The organism is Pseudomonas sp. GM48, assembly GCF_000282335.1.
Classification (GTDB): Bacteria; Pseudomonadota; Gammaproteobacteria; order Pseudomonadales; family Pseudomonadaceae; genus Aquipseudomonas.
On the sequence record NZ_AKJM01000109.1, the window covers coordinates 1 to 25,557 of the forward strand.

General features: G+C 59.8%; 19 protein-coding genes. 7 read left to right on the forward strand and 12 right to left on the reverse strand.

All coding sequences use genetic code 11. The features are described 5' to 3' along the window. The first annotated feature begins 127 nt into the window (after positions 1-127). The 3 genes from recC to recD are packed head-to-tail and all read left to right on the forward strand — an operon-like array spanning position 128 to position 9,356. The gene (recC, locus tag PMI28_RS09770) at positions 128-3,577 is read left to right on the forward strand and encodes an exodeoxyribonuclease V subunit gamma (RefSeq protein WP_007988967.1); all 3,450 of its coding nucleotides are present in this window, start codon (positions 128-130) and stop codon (positions 3,575-3,577) included. Next, entirely contained in the window at positions 3,577-7,266 is a 3,690-nt protein-coding gene (gene recB / locus PMI28_RS09765; RefSeq protein WP_007988968.1) for an exodeoxyribonuclease V subunit beta, read from the forward strand. The genes recC and recB overlap by 1 nt, the downstream gene beginning before the upstream one ends. Next, on the forward strand, positions 7,263-9,356 hold the full coding sequence (recD, locus tag PMI28_RS09760) for an exodeoxyribonuclease V subunit alpha (RefSeq protein WP_007988969.1): 2,094 nt from the start codon (positions 7,263-7,265) through the stop codon (positions 9,354-9,356). The genes recB and recD overlap by 4 nt, the downstream gene beginning before the upstream one ends. Here recD and PMI28_RS09755 read toward each other — a convergent pair. Beyond that, entirely contained in the window at positions 9,353-10,300 is a 948-nt protein-coding gene (locus PMI28_RS09755) for a LysR family transcriptional regulator (protein WP_033063487.1), read from the reverse strand. The genes recD and PMI28_RS09755 overlap by 4 nt on opposite strands. 149 nt (positions 10,301-10,449) lie before the next feature. On the opposite strand from PMI28_RS09755, the gene PMI28_RS09750 reads away from it, so the two are divergent. Further along, positions 10,450-11,976 carry a CoA-acylating methylmalonate-semialdehyde dehydrogenase gene (locus PMI28_RS09750; RefSeq protein WP_007988972.1) on the forward strand — a complete coding sequence of 509 codons (1,527 nt, stop codon included), beginning with the start codon at positions 10,450-10,452 and terminating at the stop codon, positions 11,974-11,976. A gap of 10 nt (positions 11,977-11,986) precedes the next feature. Next, positions 11,987-12,874: a 3-hydroxyisobutyrate dehydrogenase gene (mmsB, locus tag PMI28_RS09745; protein ID WP_007988974.1), complete on the forward strand. Its 888-nt coding sequence runs from the start codon at positions 11,987-11,989 to the stop codon at positions 12,872-12,874. A gap of 133 nt (positions 12,875-13,007) precedes the next feature. Here the strand turns inward: mmsB and PMI28_RS09740 are convergent, their stop codons facing one another. The 7 genes from PMI28_RS09740 to PMI28_RS09710 all read right to left on the reverse strand — a co-directional run bounded on the left by PMI28_RS09740 (position 13,008) and on the right by PMI28_RS09710 (position 19,052). Further along, a complete protein-coding gene (locus PMI28_RS09740) occupies positions 13,008-14,105 on the reverse strand; it encodes a GlxA family transcriptional regulator (protein WP_007988976.1) in 1,098 nt (365 codons plus the stop codon). A gap of 109 nt (positions 14,106-14,214) precedes the next feature. Continuing rightward, a complete protein-coding gene (gabP, locus tag PMI28_RS09735; RefSeq protein WP_007988979.1) occupies positions 14,215-15,615 on the reverse strand; it encodes a GABA permease in 1,401 nt (466 codons plus the stop codon). Positions 15,616-16,095: 480 nt separating this feature from the next. Then, the gene (locus PMI28_RS09730; RefSeq protein ID WP_007988984.1) at positions 16,096-16,440 is read right to left on the reverse strand and encodes a cupin domain-containing protein; all 345 of its coding nucleotides are present in this window, start codon (positions 16,438-16,440) and stop codon (positions 16,096-16,098) included. Positions 16,441-16,546: 106 nt separating this feature from the next. Continuing rightward, the gene (locus tag PMI28_RS09725) at positions 16,547-16,918 is read right to left on the reverse strand and encodes a MerR family transcriptional regulator (RefSeq protein ID WP_007988986.1); all 372 of its coding nucleotides are present in this window, start codon (positions 16,916-16,918) and stop codon (positions 16,547-16,549) included. Between the two features lie 49 nt (positions 16,919-16,967). After that, positions 16,968-17,546, reverse strand: coding sequence for an NAD(P)H-dependent oxidoreductase (locus tag PMI28_RS09720; RefSeq protein ID WP_007988987.1), 579 nt, complete (start codon positions 17,544-17,546; stop codon positions 16,968-16,970). A gap of 42 nt (positions 17,547-17,588) precedes the next feature. After that, a complete protein-coding gene (locus PMI28_RS09715; RefSeq protein WP_007988989.1) occupies positions 17,589-18,473 on the reverse strand; it encodes a LysR family transcriptional regulator in 885 nt (294 codons plus the stop codon). A 234-nt stretch (positions 18,474-18,707) separates the two neighbouring features. Further along, positions 18,708-19,052 carry a cupin domain-containing protein gene (locus PMI28_RS09710; protein WP_007988991.1) on the reverse strand — a complete coding sequence of 115 codons (345 nt, stop codon included), beginning with the start codon at positions 19,050-19,052 and terminating at the stop codon, positions 18,708-18,710. A gap of 265 nt (positions 19,053-19,317) precedes the next feature. On the opposite strand from PMI28_RS09710, the gene kynB reads away from it, so the two are divergent. Both kynB and kynA read left to right on the forward strand, forming a co-directional pair. Further along, the gene (gene kynB, locus PMI28_RS09705; protein ID WP_007988993.1) at positions 19,318-19,983 is read left to right on the forward strand and encodes an arylformamidase; all 666 of its coding nucleotides are present in this window, start codon (positions 19,318-19,320) and stop codon (positions 19,981-19,983) included. Continuing rightward, the gene (kynA, locus tag PMI28_RS09700; RefSeq protein ID WP_007988995.1) at positions 19,980-20,834 is read left to right on the forward strand and encodes a tryptophan 2,3-dioxygenase; all 855 of its coding nucleotides are present in this window, start codon (positions 19,980-19,982) and stop codon (positions 20,832-20,834) included. Before kynB ends, kynA begins: the two co-directional genes overlap by 4 nt. Positions 20,835-20,897: 63 nt before the next feature. Here the strand turns inward: kynA and PMI28_RS09695 are convergent, their stop codons facing one another. From PMI28_RS09695 to antA, 4 genes are read right to left on the reverse strand one after another with little or no spacing between them, the layout of a single operon-like run. Then, positions 20,898-22,301: an amino acid permease gene (locus PMI28_RS09695; protein ID WP_007988997.1), complete on the reverse strand. Its 1,404-nt coding sequence runs from the start codon at positions 22,299-22,301 to the stop codon at positions 20,898-20,900. A 43-nt stretch (positions 22,302-22,344) separates the two neighbouring features. Then, entirely contained in the window at positions 22,345-23,364 is a 1,020-nt protein-coding gene (gene antC, locus PMI28_RS09690) for an anthranilate 1,2-dioxygenase electron transfer component AntC (protein WP_007988999.1), read from the reverse strand. Between the two features lie 18 nt (positions 23,365-23,382). Beyond that, complete coding sequence (gene antB, locus PMI28_RS09685) at positions 23,383-23,874, reverse strand: anthranilate 1,2-dioxygenase small subunit (RefSeq protein ID WP_007989001.1); 492 nt, start codon at positions 23,872-23,874, stop codon at positions 23,383-23,385. Then, entirely contained in the window at positions 23,874-25,265 is a 1,392-nt protein-coding gene (antA, locus tag PMI28_RS09680) for an anthranilate 1,2-dioxygenase large subunit (RefSeq protein WP_007989003.1), read from the reverse strand. The genes antB and antA overlap by 1 nt, the downstream gene beginning before the upstream one ends. Between the last annotated feature and the right edge of the window lie 292 nt (positions 25,266-25,557).

Consider the following 25,557-nt stretch of genomic DNA (forward strand, 5'->3'; position numbering starts at 1 on the left):
GCAGTTGGGGTTTTGTTTTTGCCTGCAAGAAAGTTCGTACAGCAATACCGGACAGGTCCACGCTGTCACAGTCTCCCGACAATGCTAAGGTTTGGCCCTAGCGTTTGTATTTTCCAAGGAAGCCTTTATGCCGGACGCGACGTCCCTCAGTGCTGGTTTTATGGTGGTTCACGGCAACCGCCTGGACGAGTTGCGCAGCCTGGTGGTCAGCTGGATGCGGCGCTACCCGCTGGCTCCCCTGGAGAATGAAATCGCCTTGGTGCAAAGCAATGGCATCGCCCAATGGTTGAAGCTGGCACTGGCGGAAGACTCCGAGGACGACGACATGGGAGGCTGTGGCATCGCTGCCGCCATCGATGTCCAATTACCCGGCAGTTTCATGTGGCAGCTTTATCGCACGGTCCTTGGTCGTGACGAAATTCCGGTCAAGTCCCTGCTTGATAAAGCCCCGCTGACCTGGCGTCTGATGCGGCTGCTTCCGCAATTGATCAACCAGCCGCACTTCGAGCCACTGCAGCGTTTCCTGACCCATGACACCGACCTGCGCAAACGCTATCAACTGTCGGAACGTCTGGCGGATCTGTTCGACCAGTACCAGGTGTACCGGGCTGACTGGCTCGAAGACTGGGCCGAAGGACGTCATCAAATCAGAAGCGGCAGAGGCGAGGCCAAGCCTCTCAGTCCGGCCAATTGCTGGCAGGCAGAATTATGGCGCGCACTCTTGCTGGATGTGGGAGAAGAGGGCATGGCGCAAAGCCGTGCCGGAGTCCATCAGCGATTTATCGAACGCATCAACAATATCGAAACCGTCCCTAAAGGATTACCCTCACGAGTGATCGTTTTCGGGATTTCTTCCCTGCCTGCTCAAGCCCTGGAGGCACTGGCGGGATTGGCACGATTCAGTCAGGTCCTGCTCTGCGTACACAACCCGTGTCGTCATCATTGGGCGGACATCGTCGCCGATAAAGACCTGTTGCGGCATCAATATAAGCGTCAAGCCCGCAAAAACGGCACGCCGGTAGTGATCGATCCGCAAACCCTCCATCAGCATGCCCACCCATTGCTGGCCGCATGGGGTAAACAGGGGCGGGACTATATCAACCTGCTTGACAGTTATGACGATCCAAATAGCTATCGATCAGCATTCCGAGACGGACGCATCGACCTGTTCAGCGACGGTCAGCCGCTGAACGTGCTCAACCAGTTGCAGGATGACATCCTCGAGTTGCGCCCCCTCAACGAGACTCGGGAGCGTTGGCCGGCTATCGATCTGCAGAAGGACGGATCGATCCGTTTTCACATCGCTCATAGCGCCCAGCGAGAAGTGGAGATCCTCCACGATCAATTACTCGCGCGCTTCAGCGCCGACCCGCAATTGCGGCCCCGGGACATCATCGTGATGGTTCCGGACATCGACAGTTACGCACCGCATATTCGTGCCGTATTTGGTCAGCTTGACCGCCAGGATCCACGCTTCATTCCATTTACTCTGGCCGACCAGGGCCAGCGTGGTCGCGATCCATTGCTGATTGCTGTCGAGCACCTGCTCAAGCTGCCTGACAGCCGATTCCCCGTCAGTGAGATTCTCGATCTGCTGGACGTTCCGGCACTGCGTGCTCGCTTTGGCGTCGAGGAGCGTGACTTACCGACGTTGCACCGCTGGATCGAAGGTGCCGGCATTCGCTGGGGCATGAATGCCGAGCAACGTGCCGGGCTCGGGCTACCACATGAACTGGAGCAAAACAGCTGGCGTTTCGGGCTGCGACGGATGTTGCTCGGTTATGCCGTTGGCAGCGCCGATGCTTATGAGGGTATCGAGCCCTACGACGAAATCGGTGGTCTGGACGCCGCGCTCATTGGTCCGTTGGTTGCGTTGCTGGACGCGCTGGAGGTGGCTCACCACGAACTCTCTCAGCCTGCACCACCGGGGCAATGGGGCTTGCGCTTGCAGGCTTTGGTGCAGTTGTTCTTCCTTGCCGGTAACGAACACGATGACTACCTGCTGGCTCAGCTCGAAGAGCTGCGTGAAACCTGGCTCGAGACCTGCGAGTCCGTCGGGTTGCAGGACGAGTTGCCACTGACCGTCGTCCGCGAAGCCTGGCTTGCAGGTCTGGATCAGGGGCGTTTGTCCCAACGCTTTCTGGCCGGTGCGGTCAACTTCTGCACCTTGATGCCCATGCGCGCTATCCCGTTCAAACTGGTCTGCCTGCTGGGCATGAATGACGGCGATTATCCGCGCGCGCAGCCGCCGCTGGATTTCGATCTCATGGGCAGTGATTACCGTCCAGGTGACCGCTCCCGGCGCGAAGATGACCGCTACCTGTTATTGGAGGCCTTGTTGTCGGCACGGGACCAGCTCTATATCAGTTGGGTGGGCCGGAGCATCCGCGACAATAGCAAGAGACCTGCGTCAGTGTTGATCGGCCAGTTGCGTGACCACTTGGCCAGCGGTTGGCGATTGTCGCAAAGCGACAAGGATCTGCTTGAGGCCATGACCCGGGAGCACCCGTTGCAACCCTTCAGCGCTCGCTACTTTCACGAAGGGGATGAGTCGTTCAGCTACGCCACCGAATGGCAGGTCCTTCATCAAGCAACAGAGCAACAGACAAGAGCCGAAGTGCTTGAGGCTCACGTTCAGGTCGAACCACTCAGTCTTGGGCAACTGCAGGATTTCCTGCGCAATCCGGTACGGCACTTTTTCAGCCAGCGGCTGAAGGTCTTCTTCGAGGCGGCTGAAGTACCGTTGGCCGATGAAGAGCCTTTTGTCCTTGATGCATTGCAGCGTTACAGCCTCAGCGACCGTTTGCTTGAAGCGGCGCTGGCAGACCCGGGAAATACCGGGCAGGCACTGGAGTCTCAGGCGAAACGTCTGCAAAACAGCGGGCTGCTGCCCATGGCCGGATTCGGTGAGTGCTTGCAACGCGAGTTAATCGAGCCATTGCCTGACTTGCTGCAACGTCATCAACAGCTACTGGCATTGTGGCCAACACCGCTTGGCAGCGCATTGCCAGTCAATCTTGAACTGCAAGGCCTGCACATTGAGGGCTGGCTCAGCGGCCTGCATCAGCGCGCTGATGGTGGTTTGCTGTCCATCACTACGATCCCCAACAGTATCGGCTCGATCAAGTCGCGCAAATGGCATCGTCTGACACGCCCGTGGGTCAATCATCTGGTGGCTTGTGCCTGTGGAATGGCGCTGACCACCGCATTGGTGGCCAGCGACGACAGCCTGTTGCTCGGTCCGCTGGACAGGGCTGAAGCACAGAAAATTCTGGGCGATCTGCTGATGGCCTGGCACTCGGGCATGCGCCAGCCACTGCCGATCGCGGTCAAGACAGCCTTCGCGTGGCTGGGGCAAACCGACCCGGTCAAAGCCGGGGCCGCTGCGCGCAAGGCCTATGAAGGTGATGGACTGACGACGGATGGAGAGCGTCGTGAAAGCCCAGCACTCGCCCGCCAATTCGCCGATTACGAAGCCTTGATCGCCGATGAGACGTTCCCCCAATGGTGTGACGCCCTCTATCGCCCGCTTCTTGAAGCACCCTGGCGTTCACTGTCCAGTGAGGAGGCGCGCTGATGAGCAAGAAGACGCCTCTGGCCCTGGCTTTCCCGTTGCGTGGCAGTCAACTGATCGAAGCCAGCGCCGGAACTGGCAAGACATTCACCATTTCCGCGCTGTATCTGCGTCTGGTCCTTGGCCACGGTGACGAGGGCTCGGGGTTCGGGCGAGAGCTGTTGCCGCCGCAAATCCTCGTCGTGACGTTCACCGATGCAGCCACTAAAGAGTTGCGCGAACGCATTCGCACGCGGCTCGCCGAGGCTGCACGATTTTTCCGCGATGAAACATCGGCCCCCGACAGCCTGATTGCCGAGCTGCGTGATCAGTACCTGCCCGAGCAATGGCCGGGGTGCGCAAACCGTCTGGACATCGCCGCCCAATGGATGGACGAGGCAGCGGTGTCGACTATCCACAGTTGGTGCCAGCGCATGTTGCGCGAGCACGCATTCGACAGCGGCAGCCTGTTTACCCAGACCCTGGAAACCGACCACAGCGACTTGCTGGGGGAAGTCCTGCGCGATTACTGGCGGCTGTTCTGTTACCCGATGCAAGGTGATGCGCTGAATTGGGTGCGCAGCAATTGGGGCGGGCCGGCGGCGCTGCTGCCGCAGATTCGTGCGTTGTTCGCCAGTGAGCGGGATACGCTTCAAGGGAAAGAGCCCGCCGAAGTGATTTCACAATGCTTGCAAGAGCGGCGGGCGGCCCTGATCGAACTCAAGAAGCCCTGGCTCCAGTGGGCAGATGAGTTGCTTGTCATCTGTCATCAGGGCGTTGCCAGCAAGAGCGTCGACGGTCGCAAGATGCAGGCACGCTATTTCGAGCCCTGGTTCGAAAAAATCAAAGCCTGGGCCGAAGACGAGTCCCTTGAGCAACTGGATATCGGCACCGGTTTCACGCGCCTGACCCCTGATGGCATGGCCGAAGCCTGGAAGGGCGACGCGCCTCGACATCCAGGGCTCGATGCGATGGCCGGCCTTAAGGCCTGTCTCGATGGGTTGCCAACGCCCGATGCCGCCGTACTGCAACATGCTGCCCGCTGGGTCGGGGCACGATTCGAGGAAGAGAAACGCCGCCGGGCGGAAATGGGCTTCGACGACATGCTGCTACGCCTTGATGCTGCCTTGCAGTCCGATGGCGGCGAGCGACTGGCAACCCTGATTCGTGAACAGTTTCCGGTCGCACTGATCGATGAGTTCCAGGATACCGACCCGGTGCAGTACCGGATCTTCGAGAGTATCTACCGGATTGAAGAGAACAGCCCCGAGTGCGGTCTGTTCCTGATCGGTGACCCGAAGCAGGCGATCTACGCTTTTCGTGGCGCCGACATCCATACCTACCTTCGCGCCCGTCAGGCCACAACTGGCCGCCTGCACACCCTGGGCACCAACTTCCGCTCAAGCCATGGCATGGTCAACGCGGTGAACCATGTGTTCGAACGTGCCGAAGCCCGTGAGTCAGGGCGTGGTGCTTTCCTCTTCCGGGAAAAAGATGGCGAAAACCCGGTTCCGTTCATGCCCGTTGTCTCCCAGGGCCGCAAAGAAGTCCTGTGCATAAATGATCAGGCAGTTCCTGCCTTGAACATCTGGCACTTGCCGGCCGAACAACCGTTGTCCGGTGCGGTGTACCGGCAGCATCTGGCGGCTGCCTGCGCCAGTGAAATCACCGCGTTACTCAATGGCGGACAACAGGGGCGAGCGGGGTTCACCCAGGACGACAAGGACTTCAGGGGCCTGCTGCCGGCGGACATCGCTATCCTGGTACGCGATGGCAAGGAAGCACAGGCGGTTCGTTCCGAATTATCCGCCCGTGGCGTGTGCAGTGTTTACCTGTCGGACAAGGACTCGGTGTTCGCCGCTCAGGAAGCTCATGACGTACTGACCTGGCTCAAGGCCTGCGCCGAGCCGGATGTCGAGCGACCGCTGCGGGCCGCGTTGGCCTGCATCACGTTGAACCTTTCGTTGACTGAGCTGGAGCGGCTGAATCAGGACGAGTTGGCCTGGGAATCCCGGGTCATGCAGTTCCGGGGCTATCGCGAAGTCTGGCGCAAGCAGGGCGTACTGCCGATGTTGCGACGCTTGCTGCACGACTTCCGTCTGCCCCAGGCATTGATTGCACGCAGTGACGGCGAGCGGGTGTTGACGAATCTGCTGCACTTGTCCGAGTTGCTGCAACAGGCGGCGGCTGAACTCGATGGCGAGCAAGCACTGATCCGGCATTTGTCCGAGCATCTGGCGTTGTCCGGTCAGGCTGGCGAAGAACAGATCCTGCGTCTGGAAAGTGATGAGCAATTGGTCAAGGTCGTGACCATTCACAAATCCAAAGGCCTTGAGTATCCGTTGGTGTTCCTGCCGTTCATTTGTTCGGCGAAACCGGTGGATGGCAGCCGGCTGCCGTTGCACTACCACGATGAATCGGGCAATGCCCAGGTCACGTTGAAGCCGACGGCAGAATTGATTGCCCTGGCTGACGATGAGCGTCTGGCCGAGGATTTGCGCTTGCTCTATGTCGCCCTGACCCGGGCGCAACACGCCTGCTGGCTGGGGGTGGCTGACCTCAAGCGCGGCAATAACAATGGCTCGGTACTGCATCTATCGGCATTGGGTTATCTGCTGGGGGGCGGTGCGCCATTGGCCGAGCCCTCGGCGTTGCAGCTTTGGTTGCGGGATCTGCAGCAGGACTGCCCGGCGCTGGCGTGTGCCGAGATGCCTGAAGCGACAACAGAGCATTACCAGCCACCACAAAACGAAGCGGCGCTGTTGGTTCCGCTGGTGCCGAAACGCAAGGCCAGTGAAAACTGGTGGATCGCGTCCTACAGCGCGTTGCGCATTGGCGACACCCTGAGTGTCGGTACGGATGAGGCCCCGGAGAGCCCGCAGGCGCAAAAACTGTTCGATGACGAACGACTCGATCCGCAGTCGCCCAGAGAAGTGGTTGCTGGTGGCGCCGATATCCATCGCTTCCCGCGGGGTCCGAACCCCGGCACTTTCCTCCATGGTCTGCTCGAATGGGCAGGGGGCGAGGGGTTTGGTGCGGCACCACAAGTTGTGAAAGACGCCATTGCCCGTCGTTGCAATCGCAGAGGCTGGGAGGGCTGGATCACCACGTTGAATGACTGGCTGCAGCATCTGCTCACGTTGCCATTGCATCTGGGCGCCGGTCAGGCTCCGGTAGTGTTCGGGCAACTGACCCGGTACCAGGTCGAGATGGAGTTCTGGTTCGCCAGCCATAAGGTCGATGTGCTCAAACTCGATGCGCTAGTGTGCCAATACACCCATAACGGCTTGGCACGGGTGGCCGCAGAACCGGTGTTGCTCAACGGCATGTTCAAGGGCTTCATCGACCTTGTGTTCGAGCACAACGGCCGCTATTACGTTGCCGACTACAAATCCAACTGGCTCGGCGTCGATGATGCCGCCTATACCGGGCAGGCCATGGAACAATCGATTCTCGACAATCGCTATGACCTGCAATACGTGTTGTACCTGTTGGCCCTGCATCGCCAGCTCAAGGCGCGGCTCGCTGATTACGACTACGACCGGCATGTCGGCGGGGCGTTGTACCTGTTTTTGCGTGGTACGCGTGCGGCCAGCCAGGGTGTGTTTTTTGCCCGTCCGCCAAGAGAGTTGATCGAGCGTCTGGACAGGTTGTTCCAAGGCAAGCCAGAGCCCAAGGCTGAACCTGCCTGGGAACAGGGAGTTCTGTTATGAGTCGTACATTCGCCGATTTGTTGCCCTCATCGCTGGCAGCCGAAAGCCTGGCCGATCTGGCGCCGCTGAGCCGTGCCGACGATTTGCTGTTATTGCTCACGCGTTGGGTCGAACGCGGCTGGTTGCGAGCGCTGGACAAAGCCTTTGTTGCGTTCCTGCATGAGCTGGCTCCGAATGACGATCCGCTGGTGTTGCTGGCAGCGGCGCTGACCAGCCACCAGTTGGGCCACGGGCATGTCTGTCTCGATCTGTTCGAGACGCTGAAAGAACCGGACTTCGCCCTGTCATTACCACCCGAAGGGGACGTGCAAGGCGGCGCGCTGCTGTTGCCGTCGCAATTGCTCGGATCGCTGGACGGTGCTCATTGGTGCAAGGTGCTGGCCGCCAGCACCCTGGTCGCACTGGCCGCTGACAGCCGTGACAACGTGCGCGACCGACCTTTGGTTTTATCGGGCAAGCGCTTGTACCTGCGCCGCTATTGGACCTACGAGCGACGGATCGACATTTCGCTACGCGAGCGACTGACAGAACACGAATCCACGCCGAACGACTTGCTCCAGCGCCTCACCGGTTTGTTTGGTCCTGCCCGGTCCGGTGAAGTGATCGACTGGCAGAAACTGGCCTGTGCCCTGGCGACCCGCAGCGCCTTCAGCATCGTTACGGGGGGACCGGGAACCGGCAAGACCACGACCGTCGTGCGCTTGCTGGCGTTGCTCCAGGCGCCAGCGGTCGAGGCCGGCATGCCCCTGCGCATTCGCCTCGCCGCACCTACCGGCAAGGCCGCGGCGCGTCTGACAGAATCCATCAGCCAGCAGGTCCGGACCTTGAAGGTCACGGAAGACATACGAGAAAAGATCCCGTCCGACGTCACCACCGTTCACCGCCTGCTCGGCAGCCGGCCCGGGACTCGTCATTTTCGGCACCATGCAGGCAATCGCCTGCCGCTGGATGTGTTGGTGGTGGACGAGGCCTCGATGATCGACCTGGAAATGATGGCCAACCTGCTCGATGCATTGCCGGCCCACGCGCGTCTCGTGCTGTTGGGTGACAAGGATCAATTGGCTTCGGTAGAGGCCGGTGCGGTATTGGGGGATCTGTGCCGCGACGCAGAGGCTGGCTGGTATAGCCCACAGACACGCGAGTGGCTGGAAGCCGTCAGTGGCGAAAACCTGCAAGCCAGCGGATTGCAGGAGGACGCACAGGGCGCTCATCCATTGGCCCAGCAAGTTGTGATGTTGCGCCATTCCCGGCGATTCGGTGAGGGCAGCGGTATTGGTCAACTCGCTCGATGGGTCAACCAGCAGCAGCCCGAGGAAGCACGCAAGCTGTTGTCTGCGCGAAGCCATGAGGATGTGTATTCCTTGTCCCTCAAGGGGGAGAAGGATCGGGCGCTGGAACGCTTGCTTCTCGATGGTCATGGTGAGGGTCCGCAGGGTTATCGACATTACCTCAGCGTACTGCGCCATCAGCGGCCGCCGCTCGACAGCCCTCCTGATGATTTGTGCTGGGTTGATTGGGCTCGACAAGTGCTGCAGGCTTTCGACGCGTTCCAGTTGTTATGTGCCGTGCGCAAGGGGCCGTGGGGTGTTGAGGGCTTGAACCAGCGAGTGACGGACGCGTTGCTAAGGGCACGCCTGATCGACAGCGACCAGCAGTGGTACGAAGGTCGCCCTGTCCTGATGACCCGCAACGATTACGGGCTGGGGTTGATGAACGGCGATATCGGCATTGCCCTAAAGCTTCCGGAACGGGAAGGTCACGAGACTGGAAAAATGGTCCTGCGTGTGGCATTCCCCAGGAATGATGGCCAGGGTGGCGTGCGGTTTGTTCTGCCAAGTCGCCTTAATGATGTCGAAACCGTGTACGCCATGACCGTGCATAAATCCCAGGGCTCGGAGTTTGCGCATACTGCGTTGATTCTTCCTGATGCCTTGAATCCCGTGCTGACCAAGGAACTGATCTACACCGGGATCACCCGGGCCAAGAACTGGTTCACCTTGATCGAGTCGCGTGCAGGCGTGTTTGAAGAGGCGGTGAAACGCAGGGTCAAGCGCTTGAGCGGGCTGATGCTGGAGCTCGGCACCGACTAATCGGCAAACAGCATCTCCCGGCTGTCCCCCATCAACAGGCCCTGATTCTGTTCGGTGACTGCGCGGATGTAATCCCACAACAGGGTGATCCGCTTGAGCTTGCGCAGGTCCTCCCGGCAGTACATCCAGAATTGTCGAGTGATATTGATTTCCTGCGGCAACACCGGCAGCAGGCGAGGGTCCTGAGTGGCGAGGAAGCACGGCAGGATGGCCAGTGAACGCCCCTGCTGCGCCGCCACGAACTGCGCGATCACGCTGGTGCTGCGCAGATTGGCACTGGCGCCCGGTAGCACGTTGGCCAGGTACAGCAGCTCCGAGCTGAACGCCAGGTCGTCGACGTAACTGATAAACGAATGTTTCGCCAAGTCTGCCGGGCGGCGGATCGGCGGGTGGTTGTCCAGATAATCCTGGGTCGCGTACAGCTGTAACCGGTAGTCGCACAGCTTGCAGCAGACGTACGGGCCATGCTCGGGACGCTCCAGGGCGATGACGATGTCGGCCTCGCGCTTGGACAGGCTGATGAAGTGCGGCAGCGGCAGGATGTCTACCGAGATCGCCGGGTAGGTGTCGACGAAGTGGCTCAACTGCGGCGTGATGAAAAAGCTGCCGAAGCCTTCGGTGCAGCCCATGCGCACATGACCGGACAGCGCCACGCCGGATCCGGAAACCTGCTCGCACGCCATGTGCAAGGTGCTTTCGATCGATTCGGCATACCCCATCAACCGCTGGCCTTCGGCGGTCAGGACAAAGCCGTTGGTCCGGGATTTCTCGAACAGCAATGTGCCCAATGCCGTTTCCAGGGAACTGATGCGCCGCGACACCGTGGTGTAGTCCACCGCCAGGCGTTTGGCCGCGGTGCTGGCCTTGCGTGTGCGGGCGACCTCAAGGAAAAACTTGAGGTCATCCCAGTTCAGTGAGCCGAGGGAGGTGATGTTTTTTTGCATGTTGGACCGGTTTTTATGTGCGTTCTTATTAGAAGTTTGCACATCTATACTCCAAAAACAGTCCGATAACCAATTCGCGACACACGCCTCAATTCAGGGCGACTATCTCGCCTTGGCTCCTAAGATAAAAACAAATTCTGGAGACCCACATGAACGTATCGCTCACGCCCAATGACACCACCGTGCAAAAGGTCAAACTGTTGATCGACGGCCAGTGGGTCGAGTCCAAATCCACCGAATGGCACGACATCGTAAACCCGGCGACCCAGCAAGTGCTGGCCAAAGTGCCGTTTGCCACCGCCGAAGAAGTCGATGCTGCCATCAGCGCCGCTCATCGTGCTTTCCAGACCTGGAAGCTGACGCCAATCGGCGCGCGGATGCGCATCATGCTCAAGCTCCAGGCGCTAATCCGCGAACATTCCAAGCGCATCGCCGTGGTCCTGAGCGCCGAGCAGGGCAAGACCATTGCCGACGCCGAAGGCGATATTTTCCGTGGCCTGGAAGTGGTCGAGCACGCCTGCTCCATCGGCAGCCTGCAAATGGGCGAATTCGCTGAAAACGTCGCTGGCGGTGTCGACACCTATACCCTGCGCCAGCCCATCGGCGTGTGCGCCGGCATCACCCCGTTCAACTTCCCGGCGATGATTCCGCTGTGGATGTTCCCGATGGCCATCGCCTGCGGCAACACCTTCGTACTCAAGCCGTCGGAACAGGACCCGATGTCGACCATGCTCCTGGTAGAGCTGGCGATTGAGGCGGGTATTCCGGCTGGCGTGCTCAACGTCGTGCATGGCGGCAAGGATGTGGTGGACGGGCTCTGCACCCATAAAGACATCAAGGCAGTTTCCTTCGTCGGCTCGACTGCCGTCGGTACTCACGTCTATGACCTGGCGGGCAAACACGGCAAGCGTGTGCAATCGATGATGGGCGCCAAGAACCATGCGGTGGTGCTGCCGGACGCCAATCGCGAGCAAGCGCTGAATGCGCTGGTGGGTGCCGGCTTCGGTGCCGCCGGTCAACGTTGCATGGCCACTTCTGTGGTGGTGCTGGTAGGCGCGGCCAAGCAATGGCTGCCGGATCTCAAGGCACTGGCGCAAAAACTCAAGGTCAATGCCGGCAGCGAGCCGGGCACTGATGTCGGTCCGGTGATCTCGAAAAAAGCCAAGGCGCGGATTCTCGATCTGATCGAAAGCGGCATCAAGGAAGGCGCCAAACTGGAGCTGGACGGTCGCGAAATCTCGGTTCCCGGTTACGAGAAGGGCAACTTTGTCGGCCCGACTCTGTTCTCCGGCGTGACCCCCGACATGCAGATCTACACCCAGGAAATCTTCGGCCCGGTGCTGGTGGTACTGGAAGTCGACACCCTCGATGAGGCCATCGCCCTGGTCAACGCCAACCCGTTCGGCAACGGCACGGGCCTGTTCACCCAGAGCGGTGCCGCGGCGCGTAAATTCCAGACTGAAATCGATGTCGGCCAGGTTGGTATCAACATCCCGATTCCGGTGCCGGTGCCGTTCTTCAGCTTCACCGGTTCGCGCGGTTCCAAGCTCGGCGACCTTGGTCCGTACGGCAAGCAAGTGGTGCAGTTCTACACTCAGACCAAGACCGTCACCAGCCGCTGGTTCGATGACGACAGCGTCAACGACGGTGTGAACACCACGATCAACCTGCGTTAAGGAGCCGGACATGAAAATTGCTTTTATCGGTCTGGGCAACATGGGCGCGCCGATGGCGCGCAACCTGATCAAGGCCGGCCATGCACTGCGCCTGGTGGACCTGAACAAAGCCGTGCTCGCGGAGCTGGAACAACTGGGCGGCAGTATCAGCCCTTCGGCCCGCGAAGCGGCAGAGGGCGCCGAACTGGTCATCACCATGCTGCCCGCCGCGGTACATGTGCGCAGTGTGTGGCTGGGTGAAGACGGGGTGCTCGCCGGTATCGGTAAAGGTGTACCGGCCGTGGATTGCAGCACCATCGATCCACAGACCGCGCGGGACGTAGCCGCTGCCGCCGCCAAACAGGGCGTGGCCATGGCCGATGCGCCGGTTTCTGGCGGGACCGGTGGCGCAGCCGCCGGGACGCTGACCTTCATGGTCGGTGCCACCCCTGAACTGTTCGCCACCCTGCAACCGGTACTGGCACAAATGGGCCGCAACATCGTCCATTGTGGTGAGGTCGGCACCGGACAAATCGCTAAAATCTGCAACAACCTGCTGCTGGGGATTTCCATGGTCGGCGTCAGCGAAGCCATGGCGCTGGGCGATGCCCTGGGCATCGACACCAAGGTGTTGGCGGGCATCATCAACAGCTCTACCGGGCGTTGCTGGAGTTCGGAGATGTACAACCCATGGCCTGGCATCGTCGAAACGGCGCCGGCGTCGCGCGGTTATACCGGCGGCTTTGGGGCTGAGCTGATGCTCAAGGATCTGGGGCTGGCCACTGAAGCGGCGCGTCAGGCGCACCAACCGGTGGTGCTCGGCGCGGTGGCCCAGCAGTTGTATCAGGCGATGAGTTTGCGTGGGGAGGGTGGCAACGACTTCTCGGCGATCATCAACAGCTATCGCAAGCCTGTGTAGGAGCAGCCGGTCGACGCTCTTACAGGTAAGGCATGTGCGCATCAACATTTACCGGGAGTCCGCGTCGGGCGGGTTCCCGGTTTTTTATTCGGAAAAAGATCGCAGCCTGCGATCTTTTGCTTGGTGAGGGGCGTTACCAGGAATGATCGTTCATCCGGACGCTGGCAAATGTCGACTCATTTCGCGCCTGCTCCAGCGTCGTCACCGGCCTGGTCGATGGCTGCTGAACAGTCGTAAGCGTTGCCGGTTTTTGACTCATTTCAGAGCCGGCGCGCTCGTCGCTAGGTGGGACGCCGAAGTACTCGCGATAGCATTTGGAAAAGTGGGGCGTGGACACAAAACCGCAGGCGGCCGTCAACTCAATGATCGACATCGACGTTTGCTTGAGCAACTGCCGCGCTCGAATGAGGCGTAACCTTAAGTAGTAACGGGACGGCGTGCAGTTCAGGTATTTCTGGAATAGCCGCTCCAACTGCCGACGTGACAGATCAACGTAATCTGCCAGATCATCCAGGTCGATCGGCTCCTCCAGGTTGGCCTCCATCAACGCAACGATTTCCTGCAGCTTGGGTTGATGAGTGCCCAGCACATGCTTGAGCGGTACGCGCTGATGGTCCTGTTCGTTGCGTATGCGCTCGTAGACAAACATCTCAGAAATGGCGGCGGACAATTCACGGCCATGATCGCGGCCGATCAGGTGCAGCATCATGTCCATGGGCGCCGTTCCGCCGGAGCTGGTGAACCGGTTCCGGTCAAGGGTAAACAGACTCGCGCTCATGCTGACCCGCGGGAAAGCTTCCTGCATGGCGGCCAGGAACTCCCAATGCACACTGCACTCGTAGCCATCGAGCAGGCCCGCTTTGGCCAGTGCCCAGCTACCTGTGCATATGCCTCCCAGCCGCCTGGATTGACGCGCCAGGGCTTTGAGCCAGGCAATGTGCTCGCGGGTGACCACATTCTGGATACCTACGCCACCGCACACGATCACAGTGTCTGTCACCCAGGGATCGTTCCACGAGGCGTCCGGGGTGATCGGCACGCCGTCACTGGCCCATACTGGCTCGCCACCGGGGCTGAACGTGTGCCAGCGGTATAGCTCTTGCCCTGACAATTGATTGGCCATACGCAATGGCTCTACTGCGGACGCCAGGGAAATCAGCGTGAATTGATCCAGCAACAGAAAACCAACGGATTGAGTCGTACCGACGGACACGCTGGAGCTCGATGACATTGTGGTCATGTCCTCACGAAGAGAGATGGCGGCCCGAGGCACGGTAGCGTGTAACGCCCCTGCCTCGGGTACGCGCAAGTATCAGGTTCTCGCAGGTATCTCTCTTGTGTTATCCCACTGACGTCGCCCTTGCGGATTGCGCAGGTTGACGCGATGTGACCAGGCCGATAAAGGAAATCGCCAGCGCCAGGCCAATGGTTGTGCTCACTTCGGTACGGTGTTCAGGGGTGACCATCATCACCGCCAGCGCTGCGCAAATGAACGCGATCACCAGCCACGTCAGCCATGGAAACAGCCACATGCGAAAGGTAAGCTCGACGTTCTGTCGGCGCAGCATCCGGCGCATGCGCAGCTGCGACACCGCAATGGCCAGGTACACCAGCAAGGCAATCGCACCGGAACTGGCCAGCAGGAAGTCAAACAGTCCGGCGGGCATGAAGTAGCTCCACACGGTGATCGCCGCGCCCAACACGGTGCTGGCGATGACTGCTGCCCGCGGCACGCCTTCGGAGGAGGTCGCCTTGAGCGCCTTCGGCGCATCGCCACGACGGCCCAGCGAGTACAGCATGCGCGAGGCAATGTAGATCGAGGAGTTCATGCAACTGGCCACGGCGATCAGCACCACCACGTCCACCATGAACTTGGCGTGGGGAATGTTCATGATTTCCAGTGCGCGCTGGTAGGAACCTACCGAGGCCAACAGCGGATCGTTCCAGGGCACCACGGAGATGACCACGAAAATCGACAGCAGGTAAAACACCCCGATGCGCCAGATCACCGAACGGGTGGCCTTGGCAATGTTCTGTGCCGGGTTGTTGGATTCGGCGGCGGCGATGGTGACCGCCTCGGTACCGATGAAGCTGAACATGATGGTGATGAAGGCGCCGACTACCGCCGACAGGCCGTTGGGAGCAAACCCGCCGTGCTCGGCCATCAGGCCGCTCAATCCGCTGACTTCCCGGTCGGGAACCCAGCCCATCAACACGGCAAAACCTACGGCGATAAAACCAATGATCGCTACGACCTTGGCCATGGCGAACCAGAACTCGAACTCGCCGTACTTGGACACACTGAACAGGTTGGTCACCACCAGTGCAATGATCGACACCAGGGCAAACAGCCAGGCATCGATCTGGGGAAACCACTGGTTCAACACATGGCCGGCGGCCAGCGCTTCGATAGGAATCACCAGCACCCAGAACCACCAGTAGAGCCAACCGATGGTGAAGCCCGCCCAACGGCCGATTGCCTGGTCGGCATAGGTGGAGAACGAGCCGGTGTCCGGGTTGGCCACCGCCATTTCACCGAGCATCCGCATGACCAGAACGACCAGCAGGCCAGAGAATAGATACGCCAGCAGGACGGCCGGGCCAGCAGCCGCAATGGCATGTCCTGAGCCAACGAATAAACCTGCGCCGATAATCCCGGCGATAGACAACATGGTGACGTGACGAGGCTTGAAGCCCTGCGCCAATTGGCCACTCGAATCCTTGGAGCTCGGGCTAATCATTATTTTTTTTCTCTGGTGAACGACATTTAGGCGTGCTGATGGGGGGCAGCGATCATCACGGGTTGTCTGTTGCCCTTTCTGAAAGCGGCGCCCTCCAGGCGCTGCTGTTCTTGTCAAACCCATCATCGCGATGTGGTTATTACGATGAAAAGCAGCGCCACCTTACCCGGCTTGTCCGCCGCTCCAGTTCTCTGATCGCGTCACCTCTGTGTCTGAAATCGACACGAGCAAGCTTTGCGTTCGCGATTAAAACCAGTCGGTCACGGAATGGCAATAAGCAACCATTTTGTTTTGTTGGGAGATCTGCCAGGTCCGCAGCGAATGGGGGGGGGCATTATGAGCGTGCAGGACGTTTTCGGGACGGGCCGATTGCAGGCGCAGGTGATTTTGGAGGGCTTGTGCCACAGCGAGTAGTTACTTCGGTAGCCACTCGCTGCGGCAGGGTACTGCGAACGTCGATAGTGGTTTTAGCGGGGGTGTTCAGGCAAACACGAAATATTTGCGCACGGTTTCCACCACTTCCCACGTCCCTTTCATCCCGGGCTCGATGACGAAAATGTCGCCGGCGCGCAGGTGGATCGGCGCCATGCCTTCCGGGGTGATGACGCAGTAGCCTTCCTGGAAATGGCAATATTCCCACTTCACGTATTCCACGTACCACTTGCCCGGCGTGCAGATCCAGGTGCCCATGATCTTGCTGCCGTCTTCACTGGTGTAGGCGTTGAGGTTGACAGTGTGCGGGTCGCCTTCGAGTTTTTCCCATTTGCAGGCGTCGAGCACAGGCAACGGGTGGGTGTCGCGAAGAACGGTAATCGGTGCGGTCATGATGACTCCGGGCAGTGGGCTCAAGAACTGAAGTCGCACCCTATAGCGCCCGTCCATTGGTCAGTTGTCTGTAGTCGACACTGAGCTGTCCAGAAACGCACGGCTCTCAAAGGCTGGTCAGTGGGCAGTCGAGCCTGGATTGTTCCAGGCTGTTCTCGAACTCGACCAATTGCGAGTGCTGTTGCGACAGGGCTGCTATCCGTGCGCCGATTTCCTGTTTTTTTCTGGCGATGACCTGATGTGCCTGTTCCCAAGGCAACTGCGGGCCCGGATGTCCGGCGAAGATTGACTGCAGTTCCTTGAGCCTGAAACCCAGCTGCTGCGCACATTTGATGAACATCAGCAGATCGACGCTGTGCTGGTCATAGATGCGGTACTTGCCCTGACGTCGAGCGGCAGGCAGCAGGCCAATCGACTCGTAGTGACGGATGCTTTTGACAGTGGTTCCGGAACGTTGCGCGGCTTGGCCGATGTACATGGGAAGTTCCTTTTCTCCAAGGGTAACGCTCGGTGCATTATCGACAGACTCAACCGCCGGCGATAGCTTCGGCTTGCCGTAGCCAAGCCGCATGCCGGTCTGCGCTGGCGCCGAGAATTGGCCCGAAAGTGAGGGTTCGGGTTGGCTTGATACCACAGAATTCCAGCGTGGTTTTGCGGACCTGATGCAAACCGGGCATGCGGTAGATCCATCGGTAGTACCAGGGTGGTGTGTCCATGGTCACCAGCAGGTGGGCGGTTCGGCCGCGCAGGAGTTTGTCGGGGAAGGCTTTGCCCTGGCGATACTTGAAGGCAAAACCGGGCAAGAACACCCGGTCGAAAAAGCCCTTGAGCAAGGCCGGTACGCCACCCCACCAGATCGGATAAACCAGCGTCAGTTGTTCGGCCCACAGGATATCGGCCTGGGCGTTACCCAAGTCGGCTTCAAGCAGCTGGACCTGCTGATAGCCTTCGCGCAACACCGGGTCAAAATCCATTCTGCCCAGAAACAACTGCCGCACCTCATGCCCGGCGCGCATTGCCGACTGTGTGTAACGCTCGGCAAGGGCGGCGCAGAAGCTGTTGCTGGACGGATGCCCGAGGATCACCAGTATTCGTTTGCCCATCATCGCTGTCCTTGAAGATGAAACCTCAAGGATAAAGTCTGCCCCTCAGGGGAGAGTCAAGGCGTGCAGCAGGGCCTTGGCATAGCCGGGTAATGCGGCAAAGTCCCGGGCACAAAGCAACAGTTTGCGTTGGCCCCAGGGTTCTTGCAGGGCGAGGCTTTTGAAAGACAGCCCACCGGACCCGCGTTCGACGGCGGCCAGCGGTACGATTGCCAGTCCCGCCCCGCGGGCGACCATGCGCATCACGCCATCGAAACCGTCGGCGCGGATGCGAACCTGCATGCGCAGGCCGGTGTGAAGTGCCTGTTCTTCCAGGTACACCGCCAATGCGCTGTTGGCATTCAGGCCGACATAGTCGTGATGCAGCGTGTCGGTGAAGCTCACTGACGTCGCCTGCGCCAAGGAGTGTTCACGGGGCATGATCAGCACCAGCGGATCGTCGCGGAACGGTTGGGTCTGCAAGTCATCGGTGTCCACCGCGTCGGAAACGATGCCGAGGTCCGCTGCACCCTGGCGCAAGGCGTGGGTGATGCGGGCGCTGGGCAATTCCTGCAGGTCGATGTCGAGGTTGGGATGGCTGTGCAGGAAGTCCGCGAGCAGCTCTGGCAGGTACTCGGTGATCGCCGTGGTATTGCACAGCAGGCGCACCTGACCTTTGACACCCTTGGCGTACTCGGCCAGTTCCTGTTGCAGGCGTTCGGCCTGTTGCAGCAGCACCCGGGCGTGTCGGGCCAGGGCATTGCCGGCCGGCGTCGGGCTGACTCCGCGACGATTGCGCTGAAGAAACTCGACGCCCAGCGACGCTTCCATGGCACGAATGCGCGCGCTGGCCGCGGCCAGGGACAGATGACTGCGTGCGGCGCCGGCGGTGATGTTGCCGGTGTCGAGGATGTTCAGGTACAGGCGCAGGTCGGTCAGGTCGAAGTGCATTACAGCAACCTCTGGATGTGTGTTGTCTGGAAGGGCGCCTTCGCGAGCAAGCCCGCTCCCACAGGTGACGCGATCCGCTGTGGGAGCGAGTTTGCTCGCGATGGGGACGGCACATTCAACATTGGCAGTGATTGATCCACCGCTATCGCGAGCAAGCTCGCTGCCACAGGGGTTGCATGTACTCAAAGATATTTACCGGGAGATCACGTCGGGTGATCCCCCGGTTTTTTTGTATCAGGCAAACACAAAATATTTGCGCACGGTTTCCACTACCTCCCAGGTGCCTTTCATCCCCGGTTCGATGACGAAAATATCGCCGGCGCGCAGGTGGATCGGCGCCATGCCTTCCGGCGTGATGATGCAGTAGCCTTCCTGGAAGTGGCAGTATTCCCACTTCACGTATTCCACGTACCACTTGCCCGGCGTGCAGATCCAGGTGCCCATGATCTTGCTGCCGTCTGCACTGGTGTAGGCATTGAGGTTGACGGTGTGCGGGTCGCCTTCGAGTTTTTCCCATTTGCAGGCGTCGAGTACGGGCAGCGGGTGGGTGTCGCGAAGAACGGTAATCGGTGCGGTCATGATGACTCCGGGCATGAGGGAGAGCTGAAGTCGCACCCTATAGGGCCTGGCCGGGCATCAGTTGTTTGTACTCGACATTGATGTATCCAGAAACGCAGCGGCCATTGCTTGGCCGCGTTACCCAAGGCGGTTGAAATTTACCCTCGATAATTGATCGATTTCCGGCGGTTTCTGCGAAAGACCCGAGCATTACCGAAAGTTTTCGCAAGAACATGCACAGGTATCACTCGTATCATTCACTTCGGAAAAGGCCGAGAGCTTTGCTATGAAAAAAACAATGTCGTGGTGGGACATCAGCCCGCCCCTGAGTACCGCAACCCCGACCTGGCCGGGTGATACGCCGTTTCAGGAAGAACGCGTCTGGAGCTTGGGGCCCGAGTGCCCTGTGAATGTCGGGCGTATCACGCTGTCGCCGCACACCGGCGCCCATGTCGACGCGCCACTGCACTACAGCGCGGATGGCAAGGCCATTGGCGAAGTGTCGCTGGACGTCTATATCGGGCCTTGCCGGGTGTTGCACTGCCTGGACAGCGGCCAACTGGTGCAGCCGGAGCAACTGCGGGGGCGCCTGGACCATCTCCCTGAGCGCGTCCTGCTGCGTACTTATCGAAACGCACCGCTGACCACCTGGGACCCGAATTTCACCGCCGTCGCCAAAGAAACCGTCGATCTGCTGGCCAGTCTCGGCGTGCGGCTGATCGGCATCGATACGCCGTCGCTGGACCCGCAGCAATCCAAGACCATGGATTCGCACAACGCGGTGGCGCATCACGGCATGGCCATTCTCGAAGGCATCGTGCTCGATGAAGTCCCCGAAGGCGATTATGAACTGATCGCGCTGCCGTTACGTTTTGCCAATCTCGATGCCAGCCCGGTCCGGGCCATATTGCGTCCACTGAATTCACCGCCACATGAGGAGCCTGCTCAATGAGCCAATGTCCGTATTCGCCTGCCAATCAGACAGAGGAATGGCATAACGCCGAGCTGAATTTTTCCGACTCCATGAGCTACGGCGACTACCTGGACCTGGGGCGTATCCTCAGTGCCCAGCACCCGTTGTCGCCGGACCACAACGAGATGCTGTTCATCATCCAGCACCAGACCTCCGAGCTGTGGATGAAGCTGATGCTGCACGAGCTCAAGGCCGCCCGCGAACACGTTCGGCTGGGTGAGTTGCCGCCGGCCTTCAAGATGCTGGCGCGGGTCTCGCGGATCTTTGATCAGCTGGTGCATGCGTGGACGGTGCTGGCCACCATGACGCCCACCGAGTACCACTCGATCAGGCCTTTCCTGGGGCAATCGTCGGGCTTCCAGTCGTTTCAGTACCGTGAAATCGAGTTCATCCTGGGCAACAAAAGCGCAACGCTATTGCGCCCCCACGCCCATCGGCCGGAGCTGTTGCAGGAGCTCGAAAAAGCCATTGCCACCCCTTCGCTGTATGACGAAGCCATTCGCTTGATGGCCAGCGCCGGCCTGGCGATCGACCCGCAGCGTTTCGAGCATGATCCGACCGCCCCTACGCAGCATGACGCCTCGGTCGAAGCGGCCTGGCGTGTGGTCTACAAGGATCCGTCGCGTTATTGGGATCTCTATCAACTGGCCGAGAAATTCATCGATCTCGAAGACTCGTTCCGCCAGTGGCGCTTCCGCCATGTCACCACGGTCGAGCGGATCATCGGCTTCCAACCCGGCACTGGCGGCACTGAAGGGGTGGGTTATCTGCGCAAGATGCTCGATACCGTGCTGTTCCCGGAGTTGTGGCGGGTGCGTTCGACCCTTTGACCTGACAGGCATTAAAAAGCCCCGGCATTCAATGAATGCCGGGGCTTTTTGTTGCACGCAGGATTATTGAGCGACTGGCAAGCCGCGATCCCGCGCCACACGTATCCGGTAGAACAGGTAGATGATCGCCACCCACACCGGGATGGCGATGACCGAGGCGCGTATGCCCGGAATCATCCACATCACGCAGATGATCATGGCCATGAACGCCAGGCACAGGTAGTTGCTGTAGGGAAACCAGAACGACTTGAAGCCCGGCACGATGCCTTGCTGGCCCATGATCTTGCGAAACTTCAGGTGGGTCAGGCTGATCAGCGTCCAGTTGATCATCAACGAGGCGACCACCAGGGCGAACAGCAATTCCAGAGCTTCATGGGGCGCCAGGTAGTTGACCAGCACGGACAGCATGGTGATCAGCGCCGAGATGCCCAGCGCCCGCAGTGGCACGCCCTGTTTGTTCAGTTTCATCAGCGACTTCGGTGCGTCGCCCTGTTCGGCCAGGCCGTAGAGCATGCGGCTGTTGCAGTAGACGCCGCTGTTGTAGACCGAGAGCGCCGCGGTGAGCACCACGAAGTTGAGGATGTGCGCGGCGGTGTCGCTGCCGATCAGCGAGAAGATCTGTACGAACGGGCTGCCGCTGTAGGCATCTCCGGACGCGCCGAGGGTCTGCAACAGTTGATCCCAGGGGTACAGCGACAGCAGCACGGTGAGTGCGCCGACGTAGAAGATCAACACGCGATAAACCACCTGGTTGATCGCCTTGGGAATCACCTTCCTCGGCTCGCTGGCTTCAGCGGCGGTGATGCCGACCAGTTCCAGGCCGCCGAAGGAGAACATGATGAACGCCATCGACATCAGCAAGCCGGTGGTGCCGTTGGGGAAGAAACCGCCGTGGCTCCACAGGTTGCTGACCGACGCCTGCGGGCCGCCGGTGCCGCTGAACAGCATGTAGCAGCCCAGGACGATCATGCCGATGATTGCCACGACCTTGATGATCGCGAACCAGAACTCCATTTCGCCGAAGACTTTGACGTTCATCGTGTTGATCAGGTTAACCAGGACGAAGAACACCGCGGCGCTGACCCAGGTCGGGATCTCCGGCCACCAGAACTGCACGTACTTGCCGACGGCCGTCAGCTCGGCCATGCCCACCAGCACGTACAGCACCCAGTAATTCCAGCCGGACAGGAAGCCGGCATAACCGCTCCAGTACTTGTGGGCGAAGTGACTGAACGAACCGGCCACCGGCTCCTCGACAATCATCTCGCCCAACTGGCGCATGATCAGGAAGGCGATGAACCCGGCAATCGCATAACCGAGGATCATCGACGGGCCGGCCGACTTGAGCACGCCTGCAGAGCCGAGGAACAGCCCGGTGCCAATAGCCCCGCCCAGGGCGATCAGTTGAATATGGCGATTTTTCAACCCCCGCTTGAGCGTTCCCTGTTGCAAGATTTCATCCGCCATCTCGTTCCCTTCTGGTTATTGTTGTCAGGCCTGATTTGAAAGATCAGATATTACTCTCGGTGAACTTTTCGTAGTACAGGTGAACGCTGTCCAGTGCCTGGGTCTGCAACCAGTCCTTGATCGACTCGACCATCGGCGGTGGACCGCAGACGTACATGTCGACCGGCGCGTCGCGCAGTTCACTGATGTCGAAATGCTCGGCAATGTAGCCGCGCTTGCCCGTCCACTGTGGCGATGGATCGCTGACGACTTCGGTGTAGCGAAACCCCGGAAGGCGTTCGGCATAGGCCTCGATCCGTGCGCGTTCGCACAGATCGGCAGCGTCGCGCACGCCGTAGTACAGGTGCACCGGCTGCGCGCAACCGCGTTCGGCGAGGTCGTCGAGCATGCCCAGCAGTGCCGACAGCCCGGTTCCGCCCGCCACCAGAATCAGCGGTTTGGCCACATGCCGCAGATAGAACGCACCCAGAGGCGCCTCCAGCATGATTTCGTCGCCCACCCGGCAACGTTCACGGATGTAGTTGCTCATCACCCCGTCGGGCAACAGGCGAATCAAAAATTGCAGTTGATTGTGTTCACTCGGCCGATTGGCAAACGAGTAGGAACGCTTGCTTTCGGTCCCCGGAATCGACAACCGGGCGTATTGCCCCGGCAGAAAATCCAGTGGGGTCGTCGTACCGAGTTCCAGGTGCAGGATCGCGGTGCCGGCTGAAATCTGGCTGACGTCAGTCACCGTTGCGCTCAGTTGTTCCGGACCCGAGGCGTTGCACAGGCTGGAGGCGAAGTCGAAATAGAACGCCGCGTCGGACTTCACGCGGGTCTGGCAGGTGAGCATCTTGCGCTGCTGCAGGTCCAGGCTCGAGAGGGCTTCCTCGTCCACATAATCCTGGCTGTAGTCGCCGGATTCACAGCGACCCTGGCAGGTTCCGCAGACGCCTTCGCGGCAATCCAGGGGAATGTTGATACCGTTGCGCAGGGCGGCGTCGAGCAGGATTTCGTTGGGCTGTACCGGAAAGAACAGGGTTTTACCGTCGGCAAAGCTGAACGCTACTTTGTGATTCATGCCTCGGTCTCCATGGGTTCAGAGGTGGTAGAAGTCGAGTACCGAGTTGATGGTGTCGTTGAGCAGCAGCACATGCTTGCGGCTGATCAGCCAGCTGTCGGCATGAGGCTTGAGATGATAGGTCGCACGGCCAAAGAACTGCTCGGCCGTGGCCAGTCGATAGAACAAGGTGTGCCAGTTCAGGCGCACCTCCAGCTCGCCGTTCTCCAGTTCGTCGATCTGCACGTTGTTGATCAAATGCAAGGTGCGCGGCATCGGCGTCGAAGACGCGGACTTGCCTGTGCGCAGACGGAACACGCGGTCTTCCAGGCCGGAACGGTTGGGGTAGTAGATCAGCGACATTTCGCGTTTTGGGTCGCGGGTGTAGACGTGTTCCGAGTCCCATTGCGGCAGGTGGAACTCACTCTGTTCGTCGAACAACTGGAGATAGGCGTCCCAATCCTGGGCGTCACACAGTTCGGATTTGCGATAGAAAAACTGTTCGATCTGGTACTTCAATTGCGCATTCATCATTGCACCTCACGGAGTTTCAGGGATTTCGCGTCCAGGCCATCGAGCAGGAATTTCTGCCAGTTGCTGTGCTGGTTGACGTACAGCCCTTCGTGGGTGAATTCAGTGCCGGTCATGGCCGGGGCAATGCCGATCGCTTCGCTGTTGGGCGTGGCGCCGGTGGCCCATTGGTGACTGCCTCGGGAAATGTCGCTCCAGCGCTCCAGGCGCGCCTGGAAACCGCGTTGGGCTTCACGGAATTCCACCAGGTCATCCGGTGTACCCAGGCCCGAGACGTTGAAGAAATCCTCGAACTGGCGAATGCGGTTTTCGCGGTCGGCGTCCGACTCGTTTTTCACCCCCAGGCACTGGCTGATGATCTCGGTCTTGTTCCAGGCCACCGGGCGGATGATGCGCAGTTGCGAGCTGATCTGATCGAGGAAAAACAGGCTTGGATAGATGTTCAGGTTGCGCAGGCGATGCATCATCCATTCGGCTTTTTGCTGGCCGTGTTCTTCGACCAGGCGCGGCATGATCGTAGCGTAGCCGGAGCGCACCGTCGGGTTCGGCATGTCGCTGAATAACACGCTATGACCATTGTTGAAGGCGAACCAGCCGTCATCGGTATTGGCGTCGCCGGCACCGAGTTTGCTGTAGTCGAGGGTACTGCCGCTGCTGGTGCCGTTCTCGCTGTTGACCTGCTGGCGGTGTTGCACCGTGGCCACGTAGTTATAGTGAACAGTGCTGACGTGGTAGCCGTCGAGGCCGTTTTCGTTCTGCAGTTTCCAGTTGCCGTCGTAGGTGTAGGCCGACTTGCCGGGCAGTACTTCAAGCTCACCGGTGGGTGACTGGGCAACCATCATGTCGAAGAACACCTTGGCGTCGCCGAGGAAGTCTTCGAGGCTGTTGTCGGCGTGCACGTCGAGGCTGATGAACACGAAGCCCTTGTAGCTCTCGATACGGGCCTTTTTCAGGCCACGGGTGGCCTTGTCGAAACCTTCCGGGTACTCACCGGGCGCCTTGACCTTCACCAGGCGGCCGTCGCTTTTGTAGCACCAGGCGTGGAACGGGCAAGTGAAGGTCGACTGGTTGCCCTTGCCGACGCGGGTCAGGGTTGTGCCGCGATGCTGGCAGGCGTTGATCAGGGCGTTGAGTTTTCCTTCACCGTCGCGGGTGATGATCATCGGCTGACGGCCGGCGCGCATGGTGACGAAGTCGTGATTGTTGGCCAGCTCGCTTTCGTGGCAGGCATAGATCCAGTTCTTCTCGAAGATCAGTTCCATCTCCAGATCGAACAACTGCGGCTCGGTGAAAATGTCCCGGGCGATGCGGAACACGCCCTCTACCGGACGGAAATCCAGGCAGCCTTCGATAAACGCTTTCCACTGCTCGACGTTTTTTTCGCCACTCATGGGTGTGTACCTGTTTTTATTGGGGCTAATCGTGGGCTCATTAGAGGGGGCAGGGCGGGTAGGGGTCTATCCGGTTAGTCGGCGAAGGCAGTCCATAAAATTGGTGCGGTAACACCTACCCGGTATCAGGCTGGGCAGCGACGACTCAAACGGCGCACCAGGCGATGAACGGCTGCCCCTGTTTGCAGCAATCAGGTACTGTTTTGTCCAGCGTCGAATGCGGTTTGATAGCGATTGTCTGCCTCTGGCCGGCGGCGTTATCCGCTTAGTTGAGGATTGCTATCCGCTAAGT